Annotated in this window: 15 protein-coding genes; 7 read left to right on the top strand and 8 right to left on the bottom strand. The window is 48.5% G+C overall.

The genetic code is table 11. The features are described from left to right. Window positions 1–222 precede the first annotated feature (222 nt). From H6G50_RS00195 to H6G50_RS00185, 3 genes are all read right to left on the bottom strand, one after another. Window positions 223–3,381 carry a WD40 repeat domain-containing protein gene (locus H6G50_RS00195; protein WP_190712109.1) on the bottom strand — a complete coding sequence of 1,053 codons (3,159 nt, stop codon included), beginning with the start codon at window positions 3,379–3,381 and terminating at the stop codon, window positions 223–225. 113 nt (window positions 3,382–3,494) lie between these two features. After that, window positions 3,495–3,899, bottom strand: coding sequence for a hypothetical protein (locus H6G50_RS00190; protein WP_190712107.1), 405 nt, complete (start codon window positions 3,897–3,899; stop codon window positions 3,495–3,497). Between the two features lie 653 nt (window positions 3,900–4,552). Continuing rightward, window positions 4,553–5,059 (bottom strand): P pilus assembly/Cpx signaling pathway, periplasmic inhibitor/zinc-resistance associated protein, encoded by a 507-nt coding sequence (locus H6G50_RS00185; RefSeq protein WP_190712105.1) that lies wholly within the window; start codon window positions 5,057–5,059, stop codon window positions 4,553–4,555. 271 nt (window positions 5,060–5,330) lie between these two features. Here H6G50_RS00185 and ylqF point away from each other — a divergent pair, with 271 nt between their 5' ends. From ylqF to H6G50_RS00155, 6 genes are all read left to right on the top strand, one after another. Further along, window positions 5,331–6,194 carry a ribosome biogenesis GTPase YlqF gene (gene ylqF, locus H6G50_RS00180; protein ID WP_190712103.1) on the top strand — a complete coding sequence of 288 codons (864 nt, stop codon included), beginning with the start codon at window positions 5,331–5,333 and terminating at the stop codon, window positions 6,192–6,194. A 267-nt stretch (window positions 6,195–6,461) separates the two neighbouring features. Beyond that, window positions 6,462–7,595: a glycosyltransferase gene (locus tag H6G50_RS00175; protein WP_190712101.1), complete on the top strand. Its 1,134-nt coding sequence runs from the start codon at window positions 6,462–6,464 to the stop codon at window positions 7,593–7,595. Further along, entirely contained in the window at window positions 7,592–8,764 is a 1,173-nt protein-coding gene (locus H6G50_RS00170; protein ID WP_190712099.1) for a glycosyltransferase, read from the top strand. The genes H6G50_RS00175 and H6G50_RS00170 overlap by 4 nt, the downstream gene beginning before the upstream one ends. A gap of 259 nt (window positions 8,765–9,023) precedes the next feature. After that, entirely contained in the window at window positions 9,024–9,749 is a 726-nt protein-coding gene (locus tag H6G50_RS00165; protein ID WP_190712097.1) for a class I SAM-dependent methyltransferase, read from the top strand. Next, a complete protein-coding gene (locus H6G50_RS00160; RefSeq protein ID WP_190712095.1) occupies window positions 9,746–10,684 on the top strand; it encodes an SGNH/GDSL hydrolase family protein in 939 nt (312 codons plus the stop codon). Before H6G50_RS00165 ends, H6G50_RS00160 begins: the two co-directional genes overlap by 4 nt. 509 nt (window positions 10,685–11,193) lie before the next feature. Then, window positions 11,194–12,516, top strand: coding sequence for a glycosyltransferase family 4 protein (locus H6G50_RS00155; protein WP_190712093.1), 1,323 nt, complete (start codon window positions 11,194–11,196; stop codon window positions 12,514–12,516). Window positions 12,517–12,529: 13 nt separating this feature from the next. Here the strand turns inward: H6G50_RS00155 and H6G50_RS00150 are convergent, their stop codons facing one another. The 4 genes from H6G50_RS00150 to H6G50_RS24330 form a co-directional block, all read right to left on the bottom strand. Beyond that, on the bottom strand, window positions 12,530–14,425 hold the full coding sequence (locus H6G50_RS00150; protein ID WP_190712091.1) for a diguanylate cyclase: 1,896 nt from the start codon (window positions 14,423–14,425) through the stop codon (window positions 12,530–12,532). Window positions 14,426–14,691: 266 nt separating this feature from the next. Then, window positions 14,692–15,138, bottom strand: coding sequence for a response regulator (locus H6G50_RS00145; RefSeq protein WP_190712084.1), 447 nt, complete (start codon window positions 15,136–15,138; stop codon window positions 14,692–14,694). Next, window positions 15,138–15,407, bottom strand: coding sequence for a hypothetical protein (locus H6G50_RS00140; protein ID WP_190712082.1), 270 nt, complete (start codon window positions 15,405–15,407; stop codon window positions 15,138–15,140). The genes H6G50_RS00145 and H6G50_RS00140 overlap by 1 nt, the downstream gene beginning before the upstream one ends. Before the next feature lie 65 nt (window positions 15,408–15,472). Beyond that, window positions 15,473–17,818, bottom strand: coding sequence for an ATP-binding protein (locus H6G50_RS24330; protein WP_190712080.1), 2,346 nt, complete (start codon window positions 17,816–17,818; stop codon window positions 15,473–15,475). Between the two features lie 370 nt (window positions 17,819–18,188). Between H6G50_RS24330 and H6G50_RS00130 the strand changes: the two genes are divergently transcribed. Continuing rightward, window positions 18,189–19,166 (top strand): cation transporter, encoded by a 978-nt coding sequence (locus H6G50_RS00130; RefSeq protein WP_190712078.1) that lies wholly within the window; start codon window positions 18,189–18,191, stop codon window positions 19,164–19,166. Window positions 19,167–19,187: 21 nt separating this feature from the next. Here H6G50_RS00130 and H6G50_RS00125 read toward each other — a convergent pair whose 3' ends face one another. Next, on the bottom strand, window positions 19,188–19,412 hold the full coding sequence (locus H6G50_RS00125) for a ferredoxin family protein (RefSeq protein ID WP_190712076.1): 225 nt from the start codon (window positions 19,410–19,412) through the stop codon (window positions 19,188–19,190). Window positions 19,413–19,570: the final 158 nt, after the last annotated feature.

Below are 19,570 nucleotides of genomic sequence, written 5' to 3'. Positions count from 1 at the left end.
TATTGTTGAAGTCGCAGGGAGTCATTAATTATCGCCATCGTCAAGGCAGTTAGGACAAAATTGGGTAGGGGCGAATGGCATTCGCCCGGTTTTCCACCCATCGAATTGTCCTCATTGATGTGTCTATTGCTATCAATGTCGTCAAGGTGAATCTATATTCATACCGGATTAAAGAGATTTTTTTCAAAACTAATAAATGTGGACTTTACTGTTTGAGGGAGTTTACAGGCTTTTTTGCGTGCCGATACCGTCGCACAAGTGCCTGTCGCTCTCGCTGACATTAGGATTATGGGTTAAATAAGCGCGTACCAAATCGCAATTACGCTTCATTAAGGGGTCTAGCTCCAATTCTGGAAGATTCCAGAGTTTGATGGTCTGGTCATAACTGCCAGAAGCCAAAGTCTTGCCGTCGGGGCTAAAACTGACGCTACTGACAGACTCACTATGCCCGTTGAGAGTGCGGATTTCTTTTCCCGTCTCTATATTCCAGAGTTTGATGGTCTGGTCATAACTGCCAGAAGCCAAGGTCTTGCCATCGGGGCTGAAACTGACGCTATAGACAGACTCACTATGCCCGTTGAGGGTGCGGATTACAGTTCCGGTCTCGATATTCCACAGTTTGATGGTGTTGTCATCACTGCCAGAAGCCAAGGTCTTGCCGTCGGGGCTAAAACTGACGCTATAGACAGACTCACTATGCCCGTTGAGGGTTCGGATTACAGTTCCGGTCTCGATATTCCACAGTTTGATGGTCTTGTCATCACTGCTAGAAGCCAAGGTCTTGCCGTCGGGGCTAAAACTGACGCTACTGACAGTGCCACTATGCCCAATGAGAGTGCGGATTTCTTTTCCGGTCTCGATATTCCACAGTTTGATGGTCTTGTCTGTATTGCCAGAAGCCAAGGTCTTGCCGTCGGGGCTAAAACTGACGCTACTGACAGTGCCACTATGCCCGTTGAGAGTGCGGATTACAGTTCCGGTCTCGATATTCCACAGTTTGATGGTCTTGTCATCACTGCCAGAAGCCAAAGTCTTGCCGTCGGGGCTGAAACTGATGCTAATGACAGATTCACTATGTCCGTTGAGGGCGCGGATTTCTTTTCCGGTCTCGATATTCCACAGTTTGATGGTGTTGTCAGAACTGCCAGAAGCCAAGGTCTTGCCGTCGAGGCTGAAACTGATGCTACTGACAGGGCTATTATGCCCGTTGAGAGTGCGGATTACAGTTCCGGTCTCTATATTCCACAGTTTGATGGTCTGGTCATCACTGCTAGAAGCCAAAGTCTTGCCATCGGGGCTAAAACTGACGCTAATGACAGGGCTATTATGCCCGTTGAGAGTGCGGATTACAGTTCCGGTCTCTATATTCCACAGTTTGATGGTCTTATCCCGACTGCCAGAAGCCAAAGTCTTGCCGTCGGGGCTGAAACTGATGCTAATGACAGATTCACTATGTCCGTTGAGGGCGCGGATTTCTTTTCCGGTCTCGATATTCCACAGTTTGATGGTGTTGTCAGAACTGCCAGAAGCCAAAGTCTTGCCGTCGGGGCTGAAACTGATGCTAATGACAACATCACTATGCCCTTCTAAGCGGTTGCGTTCTCTTCCTTGAACAAGAACTGCCTCTAAAGCCTTCATGATCTCTGGGTTCGTTTTGTGTTGGCTTTGCAGGATTTTTCCCGCCTTGATTGCTGGGACAAAAGTCTCTAATTGTTTATTTTCATTCCATAGAGATAAGGAATATCGACCCAGAGATTCGGCTTGATTGAGTTCCGATTGGTTTTTCTGATTCCATGCCGTCAAACCCAATCCCGCACTAATCACCACCGCCACCAACGAACCCACCGCCACCCCCCAAGCTGTTCTAATGTCGCGCTTCCTGCGGGCTGCTTCGATTTGTTTGAGGCGATTTCCTTCTTGGATACTCTGCTCGATAAATTCTTGCTCGTCGAGTAAGTCTTCTGGGCGTTCTTTCAGTTTTTCTTCTGCTTCCGCTAGTGCTGCACCCCGCAACAATGAACCGGAATCTCGATTCGTTGCTTCCCATTGCCCTTTTGCTGCCCGCAGTCGCTCTTGCCAAGCCCTAAAATCGCGGTTTGTATTCATCCATGCTCGCAGTTCTCCCCAATTGCGAATCAGCGCTTCATGGACGACCTCCACCGTTTCTTGACTGGTAGCATTGCGACTTGTCACCACCAACCGAGCATCAGCTAATTGTTTGACCAAACTCCAGCTTTGCTCTCCCAATTCCGCTTTCATGGCGATGCGTCTGGTATCTTCTGCCCCCTCCCCCGGACGCACCAATTGAATAAAAATTCGCCGAACTTTTTCTTTTTCTTCATCAGTCAAGTTGCCATATTTTTCATCCGCATGGCGAGCTAATGCACCTTCTACTTGACCAATTGCTTCATAGATTTGGTGAGTTAATTGTTTACCCGTGCGCTTGTTCCACAACTCAGTTAAAGCAAACTCGAGCAACGGTAAATTTCCCGGTTGGTTTTCCACATCATCGAGAATCCGTTCTACCAATCCCGACTCAAACGTCACCCCTAATTTTTGGGCAGGTTTTTCAATAACTTCTGTGAGTTCCCCCCGATTCATCGGCCCCAGTTTCACATCAGCCTTTTGCAAGACATCAGCAAAGGGACGATAGGAGAGCGCATTTCCCAAAAAATCTGCTCGCATCGTTGTTACCAACACCGTCGCTGATGCAGACAAAGAAGTCGGAGTTTCTAAACCGGCTAATAAGCAGTCGAGAAACTGACGGCGAATTTCCAGGTTATTACAGAGCGTGTAAATTTCTTCAAATTGGTCGGCAATCAGTAGCACCCGATGATTGAGGTGATTTTGTTTAATTTTTTTTAAAACATCAGCTAGAGAAACAGTGCTATCGAGCAAGTAATCCGCTAGTTTTCGGGTTTGGGCAATTTGCTCGGTCTCATCTAATTCGGGTGTATAAAGCGGAACGAGGGCCTCAGCCAAAGCATAAAACGGTACAGCACCCGGACGAAAGTGAGTAAATTTCCAATACCTTTCTTTTTGCAATTTAGGGACTAATCCCGCTAAGACGACCGAAGATTTACCGCTTCCTGATGCACCTAACACCGGAATAAAATTACGGGTTTGAGTTGCACGATAAAGTTCTTCGGTAAAGATTTCCCGCCCAAAAAATACATCCGCATCATTGGGGCCAAAATGAAACAACCCCCGATAAGGACAGGGGAGATTGTCATCAGCAGCTTCGGTAGAATCAGACGGGACTAATCTTGCTTCTTCTCGATAGTAGTAATTGGTAATCGAGATCGTGGCATTGCCCGTCGCGGAGGTCGCCGCGTATTCACTTCCTGTAATACTTTGTTGGATATCGCCTTGCTCGGACATAACATACCCTGTGATTCATTAAATGAGGTACATTGCGCGGGCGAAGGCCATTCGCCCCTACCAATCTAATTGCAATTTTTGTACCTCATCCATTTGAAAAACGCTAGTTCGTTTCACTCGTCTTTCGATAAACTTTGTTCGGTGATGCCACTAATACTTTCACTACCAGAACCAGAGGTAGCGGCATACTTGACATTACTGATATTTTGGGTAATAATCTGCTGTCCACCGGGCTGTTCTTTGACTTGATTTAATAACTCTTGAGCCGCTTGAAGAATAGCTGCATCTTTATCAACACCAGCTTCAGCTAATTTCTTTTTAAGGGGTGCGTTATATGTTTCAGGATCTGTTTCATGTTCTTCCAAAACCATTTCTGCTTTTGGTTCACCTTCAAACTTCTTCTTAATCAGAGTTTTCAACGCTTGATAGGCATCTTTAACGGCTGTTTCGGCGGTATCTTTAGTCGCGGCGATCGCACCAGCGCCTAAAGCAGCAATAATCATGGAAATAGGCTCCATCGTTACTCCTTGATGATTTTTGAAGAGTGTTTGGCAGTGAAATCACATTCAGTCTATTGTAGTGTAGTGTTATTGATTTTTAGCCCTAAATGTGTATATTTGTTGCTCTCGTTCTCCTCTTGGCGGCTGGCAACTAGGGAGGGCTGCGATCGCTCATTTCCGCCCTTACAACTGTTCTGACAACCTTGCCACACCACCATCTGAGAAGCAGAATTAGGGCCATTCGTGTCAACTTAAGCACGAGTGTTTGTTATAGCGTCATCCCAGCCCTCACCCCCCCCGACCCCCCTCTCCCAATTTTGGGCGAGGGGGGAGAAGAATTCTCTCTTGCTCCCCTCTCCCAGGGTTGGGAGAGGGGCTGGGGGTGAGGGCGATTCCACTTTCTGAGCGGGGGTTAAGCTTAAGTTGACACCCATGCTGCCCCTACGGTCAGGATTGGGAATTGGCATAACTGGATGGATGCGGATGTTGCGATCGCAGTATAAAAGCAAAAGCCAGCGCTCCAAACTTCCACAGTTTAGCACTGGCTCTTGGCTCCCCCATACAAGGAGACTCTAACAAGATCTAGTTAAAGCTTTCAGAGGACGATATAAATCGTTCTCTATTTCCGTAGGGACATTATCGAGAACGTCCCTACTTTTTGATGCTATCCCTTAGTTCGGGTTCTGCGTGTTTCCTTGACGGCGCTGTTGGCGTTCTTGGCGGTGTTGTTCCATTTGTTGGCGCTGTTCTGGGGTCAAAACTGCATCCATTTTTTCTTTGGTGGCGCGACGGATGGCTTCAATTTGAGAACGTTGTTCGTCGGTAAGATTGAGAGAAGCAAAGGGCGAAGGAGGTCTGCCGCCATTCGCGCCAGCTTGAGGCGGTTGGCGACGTTCTCCGGCTTGACCCTGTTGGCGATTAGCACGTTCGCTTTGGAGTTGCGCTTTCTGTGCGTCGGTTAAAATAGCCTCGATCTGCGATCGCTCTTCTTGATGAATTTGCTGCATTTGCGCCTTTTGTGCGTCCGTCAAATTCAAGTCAGGGTGGTGCATCCGACCGTGTTGCGGGGGAGTCGTCGGATTATTATTTTGAGAGAAGGCGGGTAATGTTGAGGAGAGGGCGCAAGAAAGGGCAATAGAACCCGCGAAAATAGAGAGTAATTTCGTTTTCGATTTCATGGTCGATTCTGAATTGAGGAGTGAGAGGAACGAACCTTTGAGGGATTCGATACTCTCAGCTTACGAGGCAATCTCTACGATCCGCATGGATCGATCTTCCCATTTTGAGACTAGAACTAAAGTCCCGATCGCATTTGGGCCGCAGCGGGGAACAATAACTTAATCTTCGCGCCGTGCGCCCTTCGGGTAATGGACAACGGGCAATCGACAACAGAAAATAGAACGGGTGTGTAAAAATGCTGTAACAGATCTATTGGTAGCAAACGGAACTTTGAGCGCTCTAATTCAGTGGTATCCCGGACATATTGCCAAAGCCGAACGGCAACTCAAAGAACAACTCAAGCGCGTTGATGTCGTTCTGGAAGTTCTCGACGCGCGCATTCCTCTCGCCTCTCACCACCCGCAAGTGAGGGAGTGGATTGGCGACAAACCGCGCGTGATCGTTCTCAATCGCATGGATACGATCCCGATATCGGTGCAACAGGGGTGGAAAAGTGAGTTTGGCGATCGCGGCGAGACTCTCTATTTTACCGATGCCAAGCACGGGAAGGGGATTAATGCGGTTAAAAAGGCCGCCCAAGCAGCAGGAGTGGCGATGAATCAGCGACGGCGCGATCGCGGAATGTTGCCTCGTTCGGTGCGCGCTGTCGTCATTGGGATGCCCAACGTGGGCAAATCCGCGCTGATTAACCGTTTAGTCGGGCGTAAAGCCGTCCGCAGCGAACGCCGCGCGGGGGTGACGCGCCAGCTTCAATGGGTGCGAATTTCGGACGAAATCGAGCTTCTGGACGCACCGGGCGTAATTCCCTGGCGTTTGGAAAATCAAGAGAATGCGGTTAAACTTGCCATTTGTGAAGATATTGGCGAAGCGGCTTATGATAATCAGCGCGTCGCAGCAGCATTAGTTGATTTGCTTATAAAGCTTGGATTTGCAGAGATATTAAAATCCCGCTATCAACTCGAAGCGGAAATGTTAACGGGGGAAGAGTATATTTACAACCTCGCGCAAACTCGCTATCGCGGCGATGTGGAACGAGTCTCCGTTTTGTTTTTAAATGATTTTCGTAAGGGAATTATGGGCGAAATTCCTTTGGAACTGCCGAACGATGGGGACAGGGTAACGGAGGAGTATTAAGATAAGGTTTTCAGCCCTTTTTAATCCAGACTTTGGTCAAAGTATCGTTATCCAGATCGAATGGCGTTGAGTTAAGGTTGGTGGGCGCTGCCCACCCTACGAAATGTCTCGTTATCCATGACTGTTTTCAAAGTCCCATTATCCATTATCGAATAGCGTTGAATTAAGGTGGGTGGGCGCTGCCCACCCTACGAAATATCTTTTGTTAAAGTCCAGTTATCCATTATCAAAATCCCGTTATCCATTATCCATTGTCAATTATCAATTATGTTTCGCTGTCATCTCTGGTTCCCCAACATTTTTGAATTCAAAGGTGGCATTCAAGTTTATTCAGCCTTCCTTCTCGATGCCTTACAATCGATCGCGCCCGAAACGCATTATGAGGTTTTTCTCAAGCACGATAAGCGCTACCCGCCAGAGTTAGAACGACGAGAAAATCTACGCTTTCACTGTACGGGAAAGTGGTCTTTATCCATCCGTACTTTAATGTTTGCCTCGCAAGTTTTGTACTACGGCGCGGTAGAAAAGCCCGATCTCATCCTCACCACGCACCTCAATTTTACACCCGCCGCTTATTGGTTAAAACGACAGTTCGGGATTCCTTATTGGACAATCGTTTATGGCGTTGATGCTTGGAATATTCAACGCCGTCGTTTAAAAGTTGCATTACAGAATGCCGATCGCATCATCTCCATCGGCGAGTATACGCGCGATCGCCTCCTCAAAGAACAAAACCTCGATCCGCAACGCTTTTCTCTTCTTCCTTGTACCTTCGATGCAAGCAGCTTTCAGATTGCGCCCAAGTCTCAAACCTTGCTCGATCGCTATGGCTTAAAACCCGATACAAAAATTATTTTAACTGTCGCTCGCCTCGACGATAGCGAGCAATATAAGGGCTACGATAAGATTATTTCTGCTTTACCGTTAATTCGCCAGCAAATCCCCAATATTCATTATATTTTAGTCGGAAAGGGGAGCGATCGCGATCGCGTTGAAGGTTTAATCGAAGGCTTGCAACTTCAGGATTTCGTCACCCTCGCGGGATTCGTTCCCGACGAGGAAATTTTGGATTATTATAACCTCTGCGATGTTTTTGCCATGCCTTCTAAAGGGGAAGGATTCGGCATTGTTTACCTGGAGGCGCTGGCTTGCGGCAAACCGGCGCTAGGGGGAAATTGCGATGGCGCGATCGATGCGTTGCGAGGGGGAGAACTAGGCGCGTTAGTCAATCCGGATTCGGTGGAAGAAATTGCGGCAACGCTGGTTAATATTTTACAAGGAACTTATCCCAATCCGTTGATGTATCAGCCCGAACATTTACGAGAAAAAGTGATAGAAGTGTATGGAGTCGAACAATTCAACCGCACGCTCGCTCAAATTTTAGCTACAAAAATTTCGTGAAAATATTACAAGTTATTCCTTCATTAAACCCCGAACTGGGAGGGCCGACACAAGTTGCAATTTGTTTGACAAAAGCATTGCAATCTGCGGGTGCAACCGTGGAAATTGTTACGACAGACGATTGCGGCAACGAACGTTTAAAGGTTCCTTTAAATCGTAAAATTGAATATGAAGGCGTTCCCGTCTGGTTTTTACCGCGTTTCTCACCGCCGTTGAAAGAATTCATTTTTTCTCCCGCTATTACTCAATGGTTTGTCAACAATATTCGCAACTACGATATTTCAGATAATCATTACTTATTCTCTTACGCACCGAGTTGCGCGGCGGCAATTGCTCGTTTTTATAACATTCCTTATACCGTTCGAACGATGGGACAACTTTCTCCTTGGGCATTAGCTCAAAGTCGAAAGAAAAAACAGATTTATATGCGCTTAATCGAAGGACGCAACTTAGAAAAAGCAGCTGCAATTCACTGTACTTCTAGCGGCGAAGAACAAGATGTGCGAAACTTCGGTTTAATGAACCCGACTATTACGCTTCCCCTCGGCGTTCCGGTTCCGCCGCGCTTTCCTGAAGCATCGGATAAAGTTCGCGATCGCTATCAGCTTCCGAGGGACGTTCCTCTGCTTCTTTTCCTCTCGAGACTGCATTACAAAAAGCGTCCGGATTTACTGCTAGAAGCTTTATCTTCTCTGCCGAAGGAGCAAAAGTTTCATCTCATTTTTGCGGGAACGGGAGAGGCAGATTATGTTGAGGAACTTCAAGCACTTGTTGAAGCCTTGGACTTAAAATCGTGCGTCTCTTTTATCGGGTTTGCGAGCGGGGAAGAAAAAGATATCTTGTTGCAAGGCTGCGATGTATTTATCTTACCGTCCTATGCCGATAATTTTGCGATCGCGGTAGCTGAAGCAATGGCAGCGGGATTACCCGTTATTATCACTCAAGGAATTCAAATTGCCCCCGATATCGTGCAAGCGGAGGCAGGAATTGTGGTAGAAGGAGAAGTAGAGGCATTAAAACGCGCGATCGCGCAACTCTTGACTTCGCCGACTCAGCGCGCAAAAATGGGGGACAATGGCAGGAATTGGGCGCGCGGGCGCTACAGTTGGGAGGCGAATGCAACTCAGCTTATCCCTATATACGAGCGCATTATTCAAAAGAAATTATGAATTATGAGTGATGAGTGATGAATGAAGAAATAATGAATTATGACCTTTGTCTTTCAATAGTTTATATTAGGTATTGTTTATGCCTCATCAATTAGTCATCAGCCACCATTCATTGCTCATCATTTCCAATTCACCGTTCTTCATTCAGTATTCACTCTTAACACTTCATCATTCATGATTTATAACTTTCCCCTCATTACTCATAATTTATAATTTCCCCATTCATAACTCATAACTCATCATTCATAATTTAATTTAAATGTCTTATTCCCAACGCCTCCTACAACAAGGCACATCGATTACTCGCCTCGCCCATCAATCGCGATTCAAACAAGTAATTGATGCGCTGGATAACCAATCCTATCAACGGGTTTTAGACTTTGGTTGCGGCGACGGTTGGTTGTTAAAAGTTGCGCGAGAGCAAGGCATCATTCAATCGGGCTACGGTGTCGATATTTCCGACTATATGCTCTCGGCGTGCGAAGAATTGTTCTCGGGAAACCAGGAATTTGAGTTTATGAAACCCGACGAAATGAAAAATCGCATTCTGCCCCAAAGTTGCGATTTAATTTTATGTACGGAAACCCTAGAACACGTCGGCAATGCAGAAGGCGCGATCGCGGATTTCTTGCCCTATGCTAAACCCGGCGCTAAAATAATTATTTCCGTCCCGATTGAAGTCGGCCCCTCTCTCCTCGTCAAACAAATAGGGCGCTATTTTGCGAACTTAAAAGGACGCTACGGTTACGAACGCTACAGAATTTCCGAGTTAGTTTCCGCCAGTCTTTTTTGGGATGCAGAAAGTTTTCCCTCTTCCCATCGCGAAGATGTCGAACTGAGAGCGCATAAAGGATTTGATTATCGCAAACTCGAAAAAATAGTGAAAGATAAAATCGCGATCGAACGGCGTTATTTTTCGCCATTTCCGCTTTTAGGAAATCTCTTAAATAGTACGGTAGTTTGGGTAGGGCGCGTTAAAGCATGAGGAAACGACGCAAAAGATTTAAACTTTTTTTAGGGGGAGTAGTCATTGGCGCGATCGCGATCGAACTTTTCCTGCGCTTAGCCTTCGGCTTAGGAACGCCCGTTCTCTCTCAAGCCGATCCTCTGACGGGATATCGCTTCCAGCCCAATCAGCACGTCGTTCGCTTCGGACGCACGATCGCCTACAATCAATATTCCCAGCGTTCCAACGCGATCGCAACCCCCAAACCCGCCCCGACGTTCCGCATCCTGATGACAGGAGATTCCGTTCTCAATGGCGGTACGCCCATCGCCCAAAATGAGACAATTACCGCCCTTTTTCAAGCCGAACTCGCAAAAACAAAAAAATCAGTCGAAGTTCTCAACGCTTCCGCCGGATCTTGGGGAATTGGCAATGCTTTAGGATACTTGCGCGAATTCGGCTTATTCGACAGTAACGCCCTCATCCTACAAATTGGTACGCACGATCTCGTTCAGCCCACCAGTACGAGCGATCGCGTCGGAATCGATCCCAACTATCCCAACCATCGCCCCCTCCTCGCCCTACAAGAACTCTTCGCCCGCTATCTTCTGCCGCGCATTTTTCCCGCACCACCCCCGAAGGAAATTCCGACAACCGCAACTCCCGAAACCCAATTCCGCCAAAATATGCAATCGCTGCGCGCCATCGCCACCCTCGCACGCCAGCAAAATATCCCCGTTTCCGTCCTTTATACCCCCAATTGGACGGATATCTTACCCCAGCCCAGCGAACCGCCGTTTAAAGCAGAATTCCTAAAAATATTGACAGAATTAAATATTCGTGCATACGATAGTCAGGCGGCTTGGTCGAAACTGCCTCCCGCCACCGTCAAAACTTACTTTCGCGATAGCGTTCATCTCACCGTCCTTGGCAATCGCGCCCTCGTGAAACTCTTAAGTAGCGACGAACGCTAGGAACTTCTGAAAACCCGAATCCGTCAACTTTACAGAATCTTTAAGAAGCGATCGCAAATTCAATAAAAGCTCGGATATGCAAAGTCAGTATTTCCCGAAAACGCCTCTAATACCATTCCCAAAGCGAGAGTCAACGCCCTTATAAAACTCTCAATTCAGTATTTTCACCCAAATTGCAAAGATAGACCAAATTGCGAAGAGTTGCTGAGTTCAAAAGTTCTAGCGGCTAACTTCCGCTGAATTATCTCGCAGTGCAGTATAATCTCCTTTGCAATCGCACCCTAAGTTCGATCGATTTACCGGGGTAACTGTCCACTCTTGATTTAAGCGTTTTTGGAGTAATTGTGCTTCCTTAGCAGCTAGTCGCCGACTCGCTGCCCTCGAAGACCTCCAATCTATTGCAACTTAAGGCTTACAGGGGTTAACTCGATCGCGAGCTTCCATCCCCAACCCCCGATACTCGACTGTGCAGTAACCGCTCTTCCACCCCCGTTCCGCTAACATTGGGCATGGTCAACGAACATCTACCTAAATCCTGGTTTTTGCCCCTACAGTTTCAGTCTCGAGGGAAGCGCAAACCCCATAAAGATATCGCGGGGGCGTGCGACGAGCAAAGGCTTCTAATCGTTACTCAGTTTTACCCGCCCGACTACGCCGCTACCGGACAGCTAATTTCCGAACTAGCCGCTCGTTTGGGAGGGTTGGGGATGCAAGTCAATATCTTTACGGGACAGCCCGGATATGCCTTCAAGAAAGATTCCGCTCCTAAGCGCGAAGTTACCGAGTGCGTTAGCATTCAGCGATCGCGAACTTCCCGAATTTTACCCTTACGCATTCGCGGGCGTGCCATCAACGGTTTGCTATTTTGTCTGCGCGCGGCGATGCACCTGCTGAAAACGGCAAAACAGCGCGACCTCTTGACAATTTCCACGGAACCTGCATATCTACCCTTCTTAGGCTACCTCGCCCATTTACTGTTCGGACTTCCCTATATTTGTATCCTCTACGACCTCTATCCCGATGTCGCTGTCGAATTGAACGTGATCTCGCCTCGGCATTGGCTGGTACGCCTTTGGAATTGGTGCAACCGCCAGACTTGGAAACACGCCCAGAGCATTATCGTCCTGTCTCCGAGCATGAAAAATCGAGTTGTGGCGCAGTATCCCGAAATTGCCCATAAAATCGCCATTATACCCAGTTGGGCAGATCCAGAGGCGATCGCACCCATCGAAAAACAACAGAACTGGTTCGCGCGCAAATTCGACCTCACCGAAAAATTCACCGTCCTCTACTCCGGCAACCTCGGACGCTGCCACGATCTCGATACGCTCTTGGATGCCGCCCATCTATTGCAAGACGAACCCATTCAATTTGTCTTCATCGGGCAGGGAGCCAAACTCGAAAGTTGCATCGAACGAGTCAAATCCCTAAACTTAAATAATTGCTTATTTTTGCCCTATCAAGATAAATCTGTCTTGCCGTACTCCCTAACCGCTTGCGATCTCTCAATTGTTAGCATTAGCTGCGGCTTAGAAGGAGTTATCGCGCCCAGCAAACTCTACGGTATTTTAGCCGCCGGTCGTCCGGTTGCTGCAATTTGCGAGCCGCACTCCTACTTGCGCGAACTGCTCGATAACGCCGACTGCGGGCGAGCCTTCAACAATGGCGACAGTCTGGGTTTAGCAAATTTCATTCGCCATTTAGCAAAAACTCCCGAACTGGTGAAAAATTGGGGATCGTCGGGGCGCGCTTACTTAATGGAGCATTTTACTCCAGAAATTATTGCTAAAGAGTATTTTCGCTTGTTCGAGCGCGCGATTCGGAATGATTAGCGCCAGCCCAGCCTCAATCCAAAACCACCATCAATTTTTGCACGGCGCGATCGCGCCCGCTCGCTTTAGCATGATACAACGCCCGATCTGCCGCCGCAATCAGTTGCAAGCTATCGCCCTCGCGTCGGGGAATCGTACTCGCTACCCCCAAACTCAGCGTCACGTAATCGTTAACCTCCGATCTGGCGTGAGGAATCTGGAGCGCTTTAACGCGAGCCGAAATCTGCTGAGCAATCTGATACGCTCTAGTCAAAGCCGTATCGGGTAAAACAATCGCAAACTCTTCCCCCCCATAGCGCGCCACTAAACCCGACGCATTGCGCACGACGCTGCTGATTTGGGCAACCACTTGCTTGAGGCATTCGTCGCCAGCCAGATGTCCGTAGCAATCGTTGTAGAACTTAAAAAAATCGATATCGCACAAAATCAAAGATAACGGCAAGCCTTCCTTCAGACTGCGCTCCCATTGCAGATCGAGATACTCGTCGAAACAACGACGATTTGCCGCTTGCGTCAAACCATCCACTGAAGCCAGCAGTTTTAGCTCTTGATTAGCCGCTTTAAGATTTTGGTAGAGTTGAAACTGCTGAATCGCGATCGCTAATTGGTTGGCCACCTGCTCGAGCAAGCTCGTCTCCGATTCATCCCACTGGCGCGCGCGGTTGCTCTGATGAACGGCAAGCAGCCCCCACAAACAGACGCGAGAACTCGTTTCTGCTGTTCCTCCCTCGCACGTGGGGAGAAATAAATGGCAGTCATCCGAGTCGCCCCGCCCGCTCGTCCAAATCGGCACCACCCATTGACTTTGAATCCGAAATTGCGCTAGTTCGTTCGATAAAGCCTCGTGTTGCCAGCAGAGCGGATCGATTTCCTCCTTCGTGCCAACGCGCCTTAAAGCGTCCACAATCCCAAACTCGGGCAAGGTAAAATCGAGCATAGAAAGGGCATTGAAACGTAAGGCTTCGACGATGACTTGGCTGCTACCATCGGGCTGAAATTGCCCGACAATGACGCGATCGCATTCGAGAAAAGTGCTTAACTCATCCACCGTCGTTTGAAGAATTGCGAGCGGATCGGACGATTGCAAGATACGTTGAGTAATCAAACCGAGCAAACGCTCGCGGGCGAGACGTTGTTGCAGTTGCTCCTCAACTTGCTTGAGGGCGGTAATATCGCGTCCGACGGACTGATACTCGACAATGCGCCCGCGCTCGTCGAAAATAGCGCGATCGATGCGCTGTTGCCAGCGAATCTCGCCGTTCGGGACGATAACGCGATGTTCGATGGTGTGCGTTGGTGTTTGCGGCGCGATCGCTTCAAAATGCTGCCGCACTAACTCAGCATCCTCAAACGGAATCGGCGGCAAAAAACGCTGTCCGATCGCGCTACCCACTTCTAAACCAAAATAGCGGCAGTAAGCATCATTAGCGAAAGTAATCGTTCCATCGGGCAAAAACCGGCAAATAAACTCCGTTAAATCCTCAACAATACCGCGATATCGGACTTCAGATGCTTGCATTTGAGCCAGCATCTGCTGCCGTTCGATCGCGTAGTGAATCGCCCGCCTCAAAACGTTAGAATCGATCTCATTCTTAATCAAATAATCTTGCGCCCCTTCTCTGAGCGCCGCGATCGCCAGTTCTTCATCATCAAATCCCGTCAAGACAACAATCGGAACGTTCGCTGCGGTTTCGTACATATGACCTAACGTTTCCAGTCCGTGACTGTCGGGTAACGATAAATCGAGCAAGATTGCACTAAATTCGTTTTCCTCGACCGCTTTCAGTGCTGCTGCCAGCGTTTCCACTCTCACAAAGCTGTATTGCTTACCCTTCGTGCGAGCTAAAAAAAGCTCCAGCAAACGCGCATCCGCAGAATTGTCTTCAACCAGTAGCACCGTTGTCAGCATCTTAATTTCAAGGAATTAAGGCAAGTTTGAGGGAGCTTAAAACCTTGATTCTGTCGTAAGTCGATAGTCTCATGCTTTCGCAGTAATCCCCAAAATTGACATTTCGGTCTAACTCACCTTAATCGATGGTATTTCAAGTTATCGGCATTGTCCCTGTTCCAGTTTTATCCACAAATTCACGAAACTCGCAATTAAGCCGCTCCCCTCAGCAGCACGCGAGAAGGACTCTAGGACGAATGCAGTCAATACTTGAAGACCCTTAAGTTTCAATATAAAGAAGGAAGTTTAGCCAGAGTTAACCAAAAATCTTCAAGCGAGCGAACTAAATCCCTAAATTGTTCGAGATTGGTCGGTTTAGCCACGTAAGAATTGGCATGGAGTTGGTAAGCTCGCAAAATATCCCGACTGTCGTCAGAACTGCTCGAGACAATCGCGGGAATTGCACGCAGACGCGGGTCAGACTTAATTTCTGTGAGAACCTCCCAACCATTTTTTCGAGGCAGATTGAGGTCGAGGAGGATTAAATGCGGTAGCGGACAGTCAGCATATTGCCCCTCTTGCCGCAAAAAATCAAGTGCCTCGACTCCATCTCGAACGCGATGAATCTGAGTGGCGATTTTGCATTGTCTGAGGGCTTTAGCCATCAGTTTGGCATCGCTAATAGAATCCTCAACCAAGAGAATTTCGATCGGTCGGGGGGGAAAGCGCCTCATCAGTAAATTGACCCACCCACGCTTTGGACGGGGCTGCCCCACTCAACAATAATAAACTCTACGGAGGACTCACGTCTGCGCTTCGGTCTTGCACGATCTGCTCGAGCCATAGCGCTGGTTGCTAATGCTAAGACTCGCAAGCCTTCATCATTAACGAGTAATGAGGCATAGTATTCGCCGATTTTGCTCATGATGACAGTAACAGTTTTTAGCCACTCCTCAAAAACATAATGCTGTTCGGCAGTTTGAGTAAATTCTGACGTTAACAACGTTTTTCCTGCTTCTAGTTTAGAACGAAAAAGATCTATGGAAATATGCGATAGGCAAGATTGATTCAAGGATTCTGCCTTGAAGTGCCGCCCTTTGGGATGTCTTCGGCTGGGGCTTCACCACTCATCAGGGTGAAATAAAATACCGAGCCTTCACCGGGGATTGACTCGACCCAAATCCGTCCCTCGTGGCGTTGAACGATTTTCTGGCAAATTGCCAAGCCAATGCCCGTTCCCTCGTATTGCTCGCGGGTATGAAGGCGTTGGAAAATTTCAAAGATGCGATCGCGGTATTTCTCCTCAATGCCAATGCCGTTATCGCGCACGGAGAACAACCAGGCAGTAGAGTTTCCTGTGTTCGCGGGGCGGCGCTTGATTGACGAGGGAACCTCGGCGCTTCGGCCCCTGGAGGTTTCCTCGAAAATGGGAGCGGGACTCGTAACAGACTGAGTTTCAGAACTTGGCGGCGCTTGATTGCCGAGGGAACCTCGGCGCTTCGGCCCCTTGAGGTCTCCTCGAAAATGGGAACGGGACACGCTATCGGCAGGTTCTGACTCCGCTCGGATGTGAATGCGGGGCTGCCGTTCGGAGCGAAACTTAATGGCATTCGCGATCGTGTTTTGGAACAACTGAATCAATTGGCACTCGTCCGCTACGATCGTGGGGAGAGGGTCGTAGGTAACAAGCGCGTTACTTTCTGCGATCGCGACTTTCAGGTTATCCAAGGCTTGTTCGAGGGCGTACCCGCAATCGGTGAGGGCAAATTGCTTGCCTCGAGTCCCCACCCGCGAAAGCGCCAAAAGGTCTTGAATCAGTTGGCGCATTCGCATTGCACCTTCGACGATAAAATCGACGTACTCTCGTCCCTCCGCGCCGAGAACGTCTCGATACTCTTGTTCGAGCAGTTGGGCAAAACCGATCGCGGCTCGCAGCGGTTCCTGGAGGTCGTGGGAGGCGATGTAGGCAAACTGTTCTAATTCTTGATTGGAACGGGCGAGTTCGCGCGCATAGCGGGTTTGTTCCTCCAACAATTGAGCTTGGTAGAGCGCGATCGCAACTTGAGTGGCGAGTTGTTGTAACAATTCTACTTCCCAACCCTGCCAGTCGCGCTGCTCTCGGCATTGATGAACGACCAGCAATCCCCATAATGCTTTTTGTTGGAGAATGGGCAGCACAAGCTGAGATTTTACACCGATTTTTTGCAGCGCGGGCGGTAAGTTCGGGACAGTATCCTCGATGTATTCTTGCGAGACGGACGCTGCACTAGCTTGAGAGTCGTTGCGAGCGGGCGCGTGGAGGAATTGCAGATCGGCGAGTTGAACCTTTGAGAGCGATTCTATGCCGTCGGCGCGCGCTTCGTGAGAAATTGTCCCCGACTCCGGAGCGGCCAGACGCACGATCGCCGCGCGATCGCAGCCCAATAACTTTTGCACTTCGCGCACGGTTGTGTTAAGGATTTCATCTAAATTGAGAGAACTGCGAATATCGCGAGCGAGTTGAGCGAGCAAGCGTTCCCGCTCCATTTGTTGCTGAAGGCGTTCTTGCGCTTGTTTGTGGGCGGTAATATCGCTGACAATACTGTTGCACCGAATCGCCAACCCGGTGCGATCGTAAATGACGCGGGTGCGTTCTCGGAGCCAACGTAGCGTGCCATCGCGTCGAAAAATGCGGTAGTCGATGTCGAAACCGTCTGTTGTTGCCGGGTCGCCTTTCCTTTCGCGATCTCGCAGGGATCCGCGTACCGGCACGCACTGTTCGACGCGATCGCGATCGTCCGGATGAATCCGCGCTCGCCACAAGTCCAAGTCTTGGAAAAACTCCGACACGGTATAACCGTAAACCGACTCGACTGCGGCATTCAAATAGAGTAATTTATGGCTTTGGGGGTTAAACGACAAGACGACATCATCGAGCGATTCGAGGATGCCATGCAGTCGTTCCTCGTTGATTTGAAAAGCCCATTCATTTTCTTGCCAAGTCTCCTCAGCGAGTTGGCGATCGCGATGGTCGCACGCCAGTTGCCGTTCGCTGCGGCTAGCTCTCAGCGTTAAGCGCAGCGAACGTTCCAGTTCCATCGGATCGAGTTTTTCTGTTTCTAAAAAATCGGCAGCCCCCAATTCTAAGGCGGCGCGTCCGGACTCTACTCCATCCACCAGCGCGATCGCTGGAGCAAAGCGACCTAACTCTAAAATCGCTGGCAATAAATCTCCATCCTTACCCAGAACAAACTGAAGGTCGAGCAAATAGGCATCGTAAGGCACGCACAATAGCGCATCTAAGGCTGCTTCTCGCGTTGTTACCCAATCGAATTCGAGGCGATAGCTCGAAATACGAGCGCAACAATCTCGCAGGAAACGAGCCGTTGTTTCGCTCGGCTCGACGAGTAAAACGCGCGCCAACTCCTGATTCATATTCTTTCTAGATGTGAGTTCGGTAAAGACACCTTTTTATACCTTTATAACGACAGATTGAGGCTTTCAGCAGCCGATAGTCTGGCGATTTCCGGCTCCATCGATCTTGCATTAGAGTAAACGTTAGAGGTTAAAATGGGTGTTGCCAATTTTGCTTTTTCTCACCTTACCTTAAAAAATGTCGGCTTGAAGGCTATTAATTGCAGTACAGTCTAATAAGCCTTGATTATATTTTTGTAGATTAGTAAAGTTCAGGGAAAGAAGTTAGCTGGGCGAACGGGGAATTCCTGACTTTTAGCGGTAGAAGCGTTATAAAGAGTCCCAGCATGATATAACTGAATTCTCAAGCTATATTCGATGTATTTTATCCATGACCGACCGACAAGATCGCTACTTTATCAGTCGTTCAGTTTTATGGGCGACGTTATGGCTGACGATCTTGCTGTTAGGTGCTAAAGTGTGGATGGGGTGGGAATTCCAGTCCCTCGCTCTGCTCGCTCAATCGCTTCATAGCGAGATTGCCACTTTTAGCCTGCTCTTTAGTTGGTTAGCCGTTACCAGTCCCGATCGCCCGACTGGAGAGGAAATTTACGGTCATGGCAAGCGGGAAACATTTTTGGTGCTTTTGTTTGCAGTTTCCTTTGCAGTGGCTTGGTTGGGATTAGCTTTTTTTTGCCTGCAACAGCTTGCTGCAATTTGGAACCAAGCTCCTTTACCATTTCCGGTGAGGGCAAACCTTCCAATGCTGCAATTTTTGGGCTTATTCTTAGTTGCAACCCTAGCTTTGGCTTTGCTCGATCGCATCCAAGCTCGAATCTGTCGTTATCCAATGTTACGCTTCAATGCCGAACAATTGTTTAAAGATGCTGGCTTGATGTTGCTCACCTTAGCGAGCGCGATCGGGGTGTGGTGGGGCGAACCTTTATTTGACTCGATCGCCGCCGCTATTTTACTCGTTTTAGCCCTAGAAGGGTTCTGGCGCGTACTAATTTGGCATTTTCCCCTGTTGGTCGAACAAACCGCGATCGCGCCGGAAGTTCTCGAACGGACGATCTTAAAGATTGACGGCGTAATTAAATGTTACAACATCAAATCGCGCGGTTTGATCGGTCGCTTTGTCTATATTTCTATATCCTTAGTGCTTGAATCGGGCGATCGCCAACTTGCCCCCAAAGTTGCTCGTAAAATCGAACAAGTGCTGCGCGAACGCTACGGTCCGATTCAAATTACTTGTACCATTGAAACCGATCCCGATCTTAACCGCCAACCCTCCCCCTCCAAGAAGTCGCGAATCTCAGCGAATGGGGAACGGGAGGCAGCCAACAGCGAACAGCGAACCGTTAAGTGAATCGTTATTCAGCCCAAAACTTTAAGGCGTTTTTTGTAACGAAGGCAGTTCTTCTGGAAGAATTGCTCCCTCCACCGGACAAACTTGCAGGCAAATGCCGCAATCAATGCAAACCTCGAAATCAATCCAGTACCAATCCGTTCCCTTCACATTTTTACCCGGCCCGGGATGAATGCAAGCGACCGGACAGGGTGCAACGCAGTCTGCAACGCCTTCACAAGTTTCCGTGACAATCGTATGGGCCATAAATCGCTTTCCAAAAAAAAATGGGTTTAATATTGCTCGGTATTTTTATTGAGACTTCCTCAGTCAAATGCTCTAATTTTATCGTCCAGAAACGGGTGCGATCGCCCAAAAAGCTTAAATTATCGTCAATATTACGGTTAGCGTACAAAAATTTAATA

Source organism: Oscillatoria sp. FACHB-1406 (genome assembly GCF_014698145.1).
Taxonomy (GTDB): domain Bacteria; phylum Cyanobacteriota; class Cyanobacteriia; order Cyanobacteriales; family Spirulinaceae; genus FACHB-1406.
Note: the sequence above shows the minus strand (reverse complement) of the source record. Positions and strands in the feature narration are given on the sequence as shown.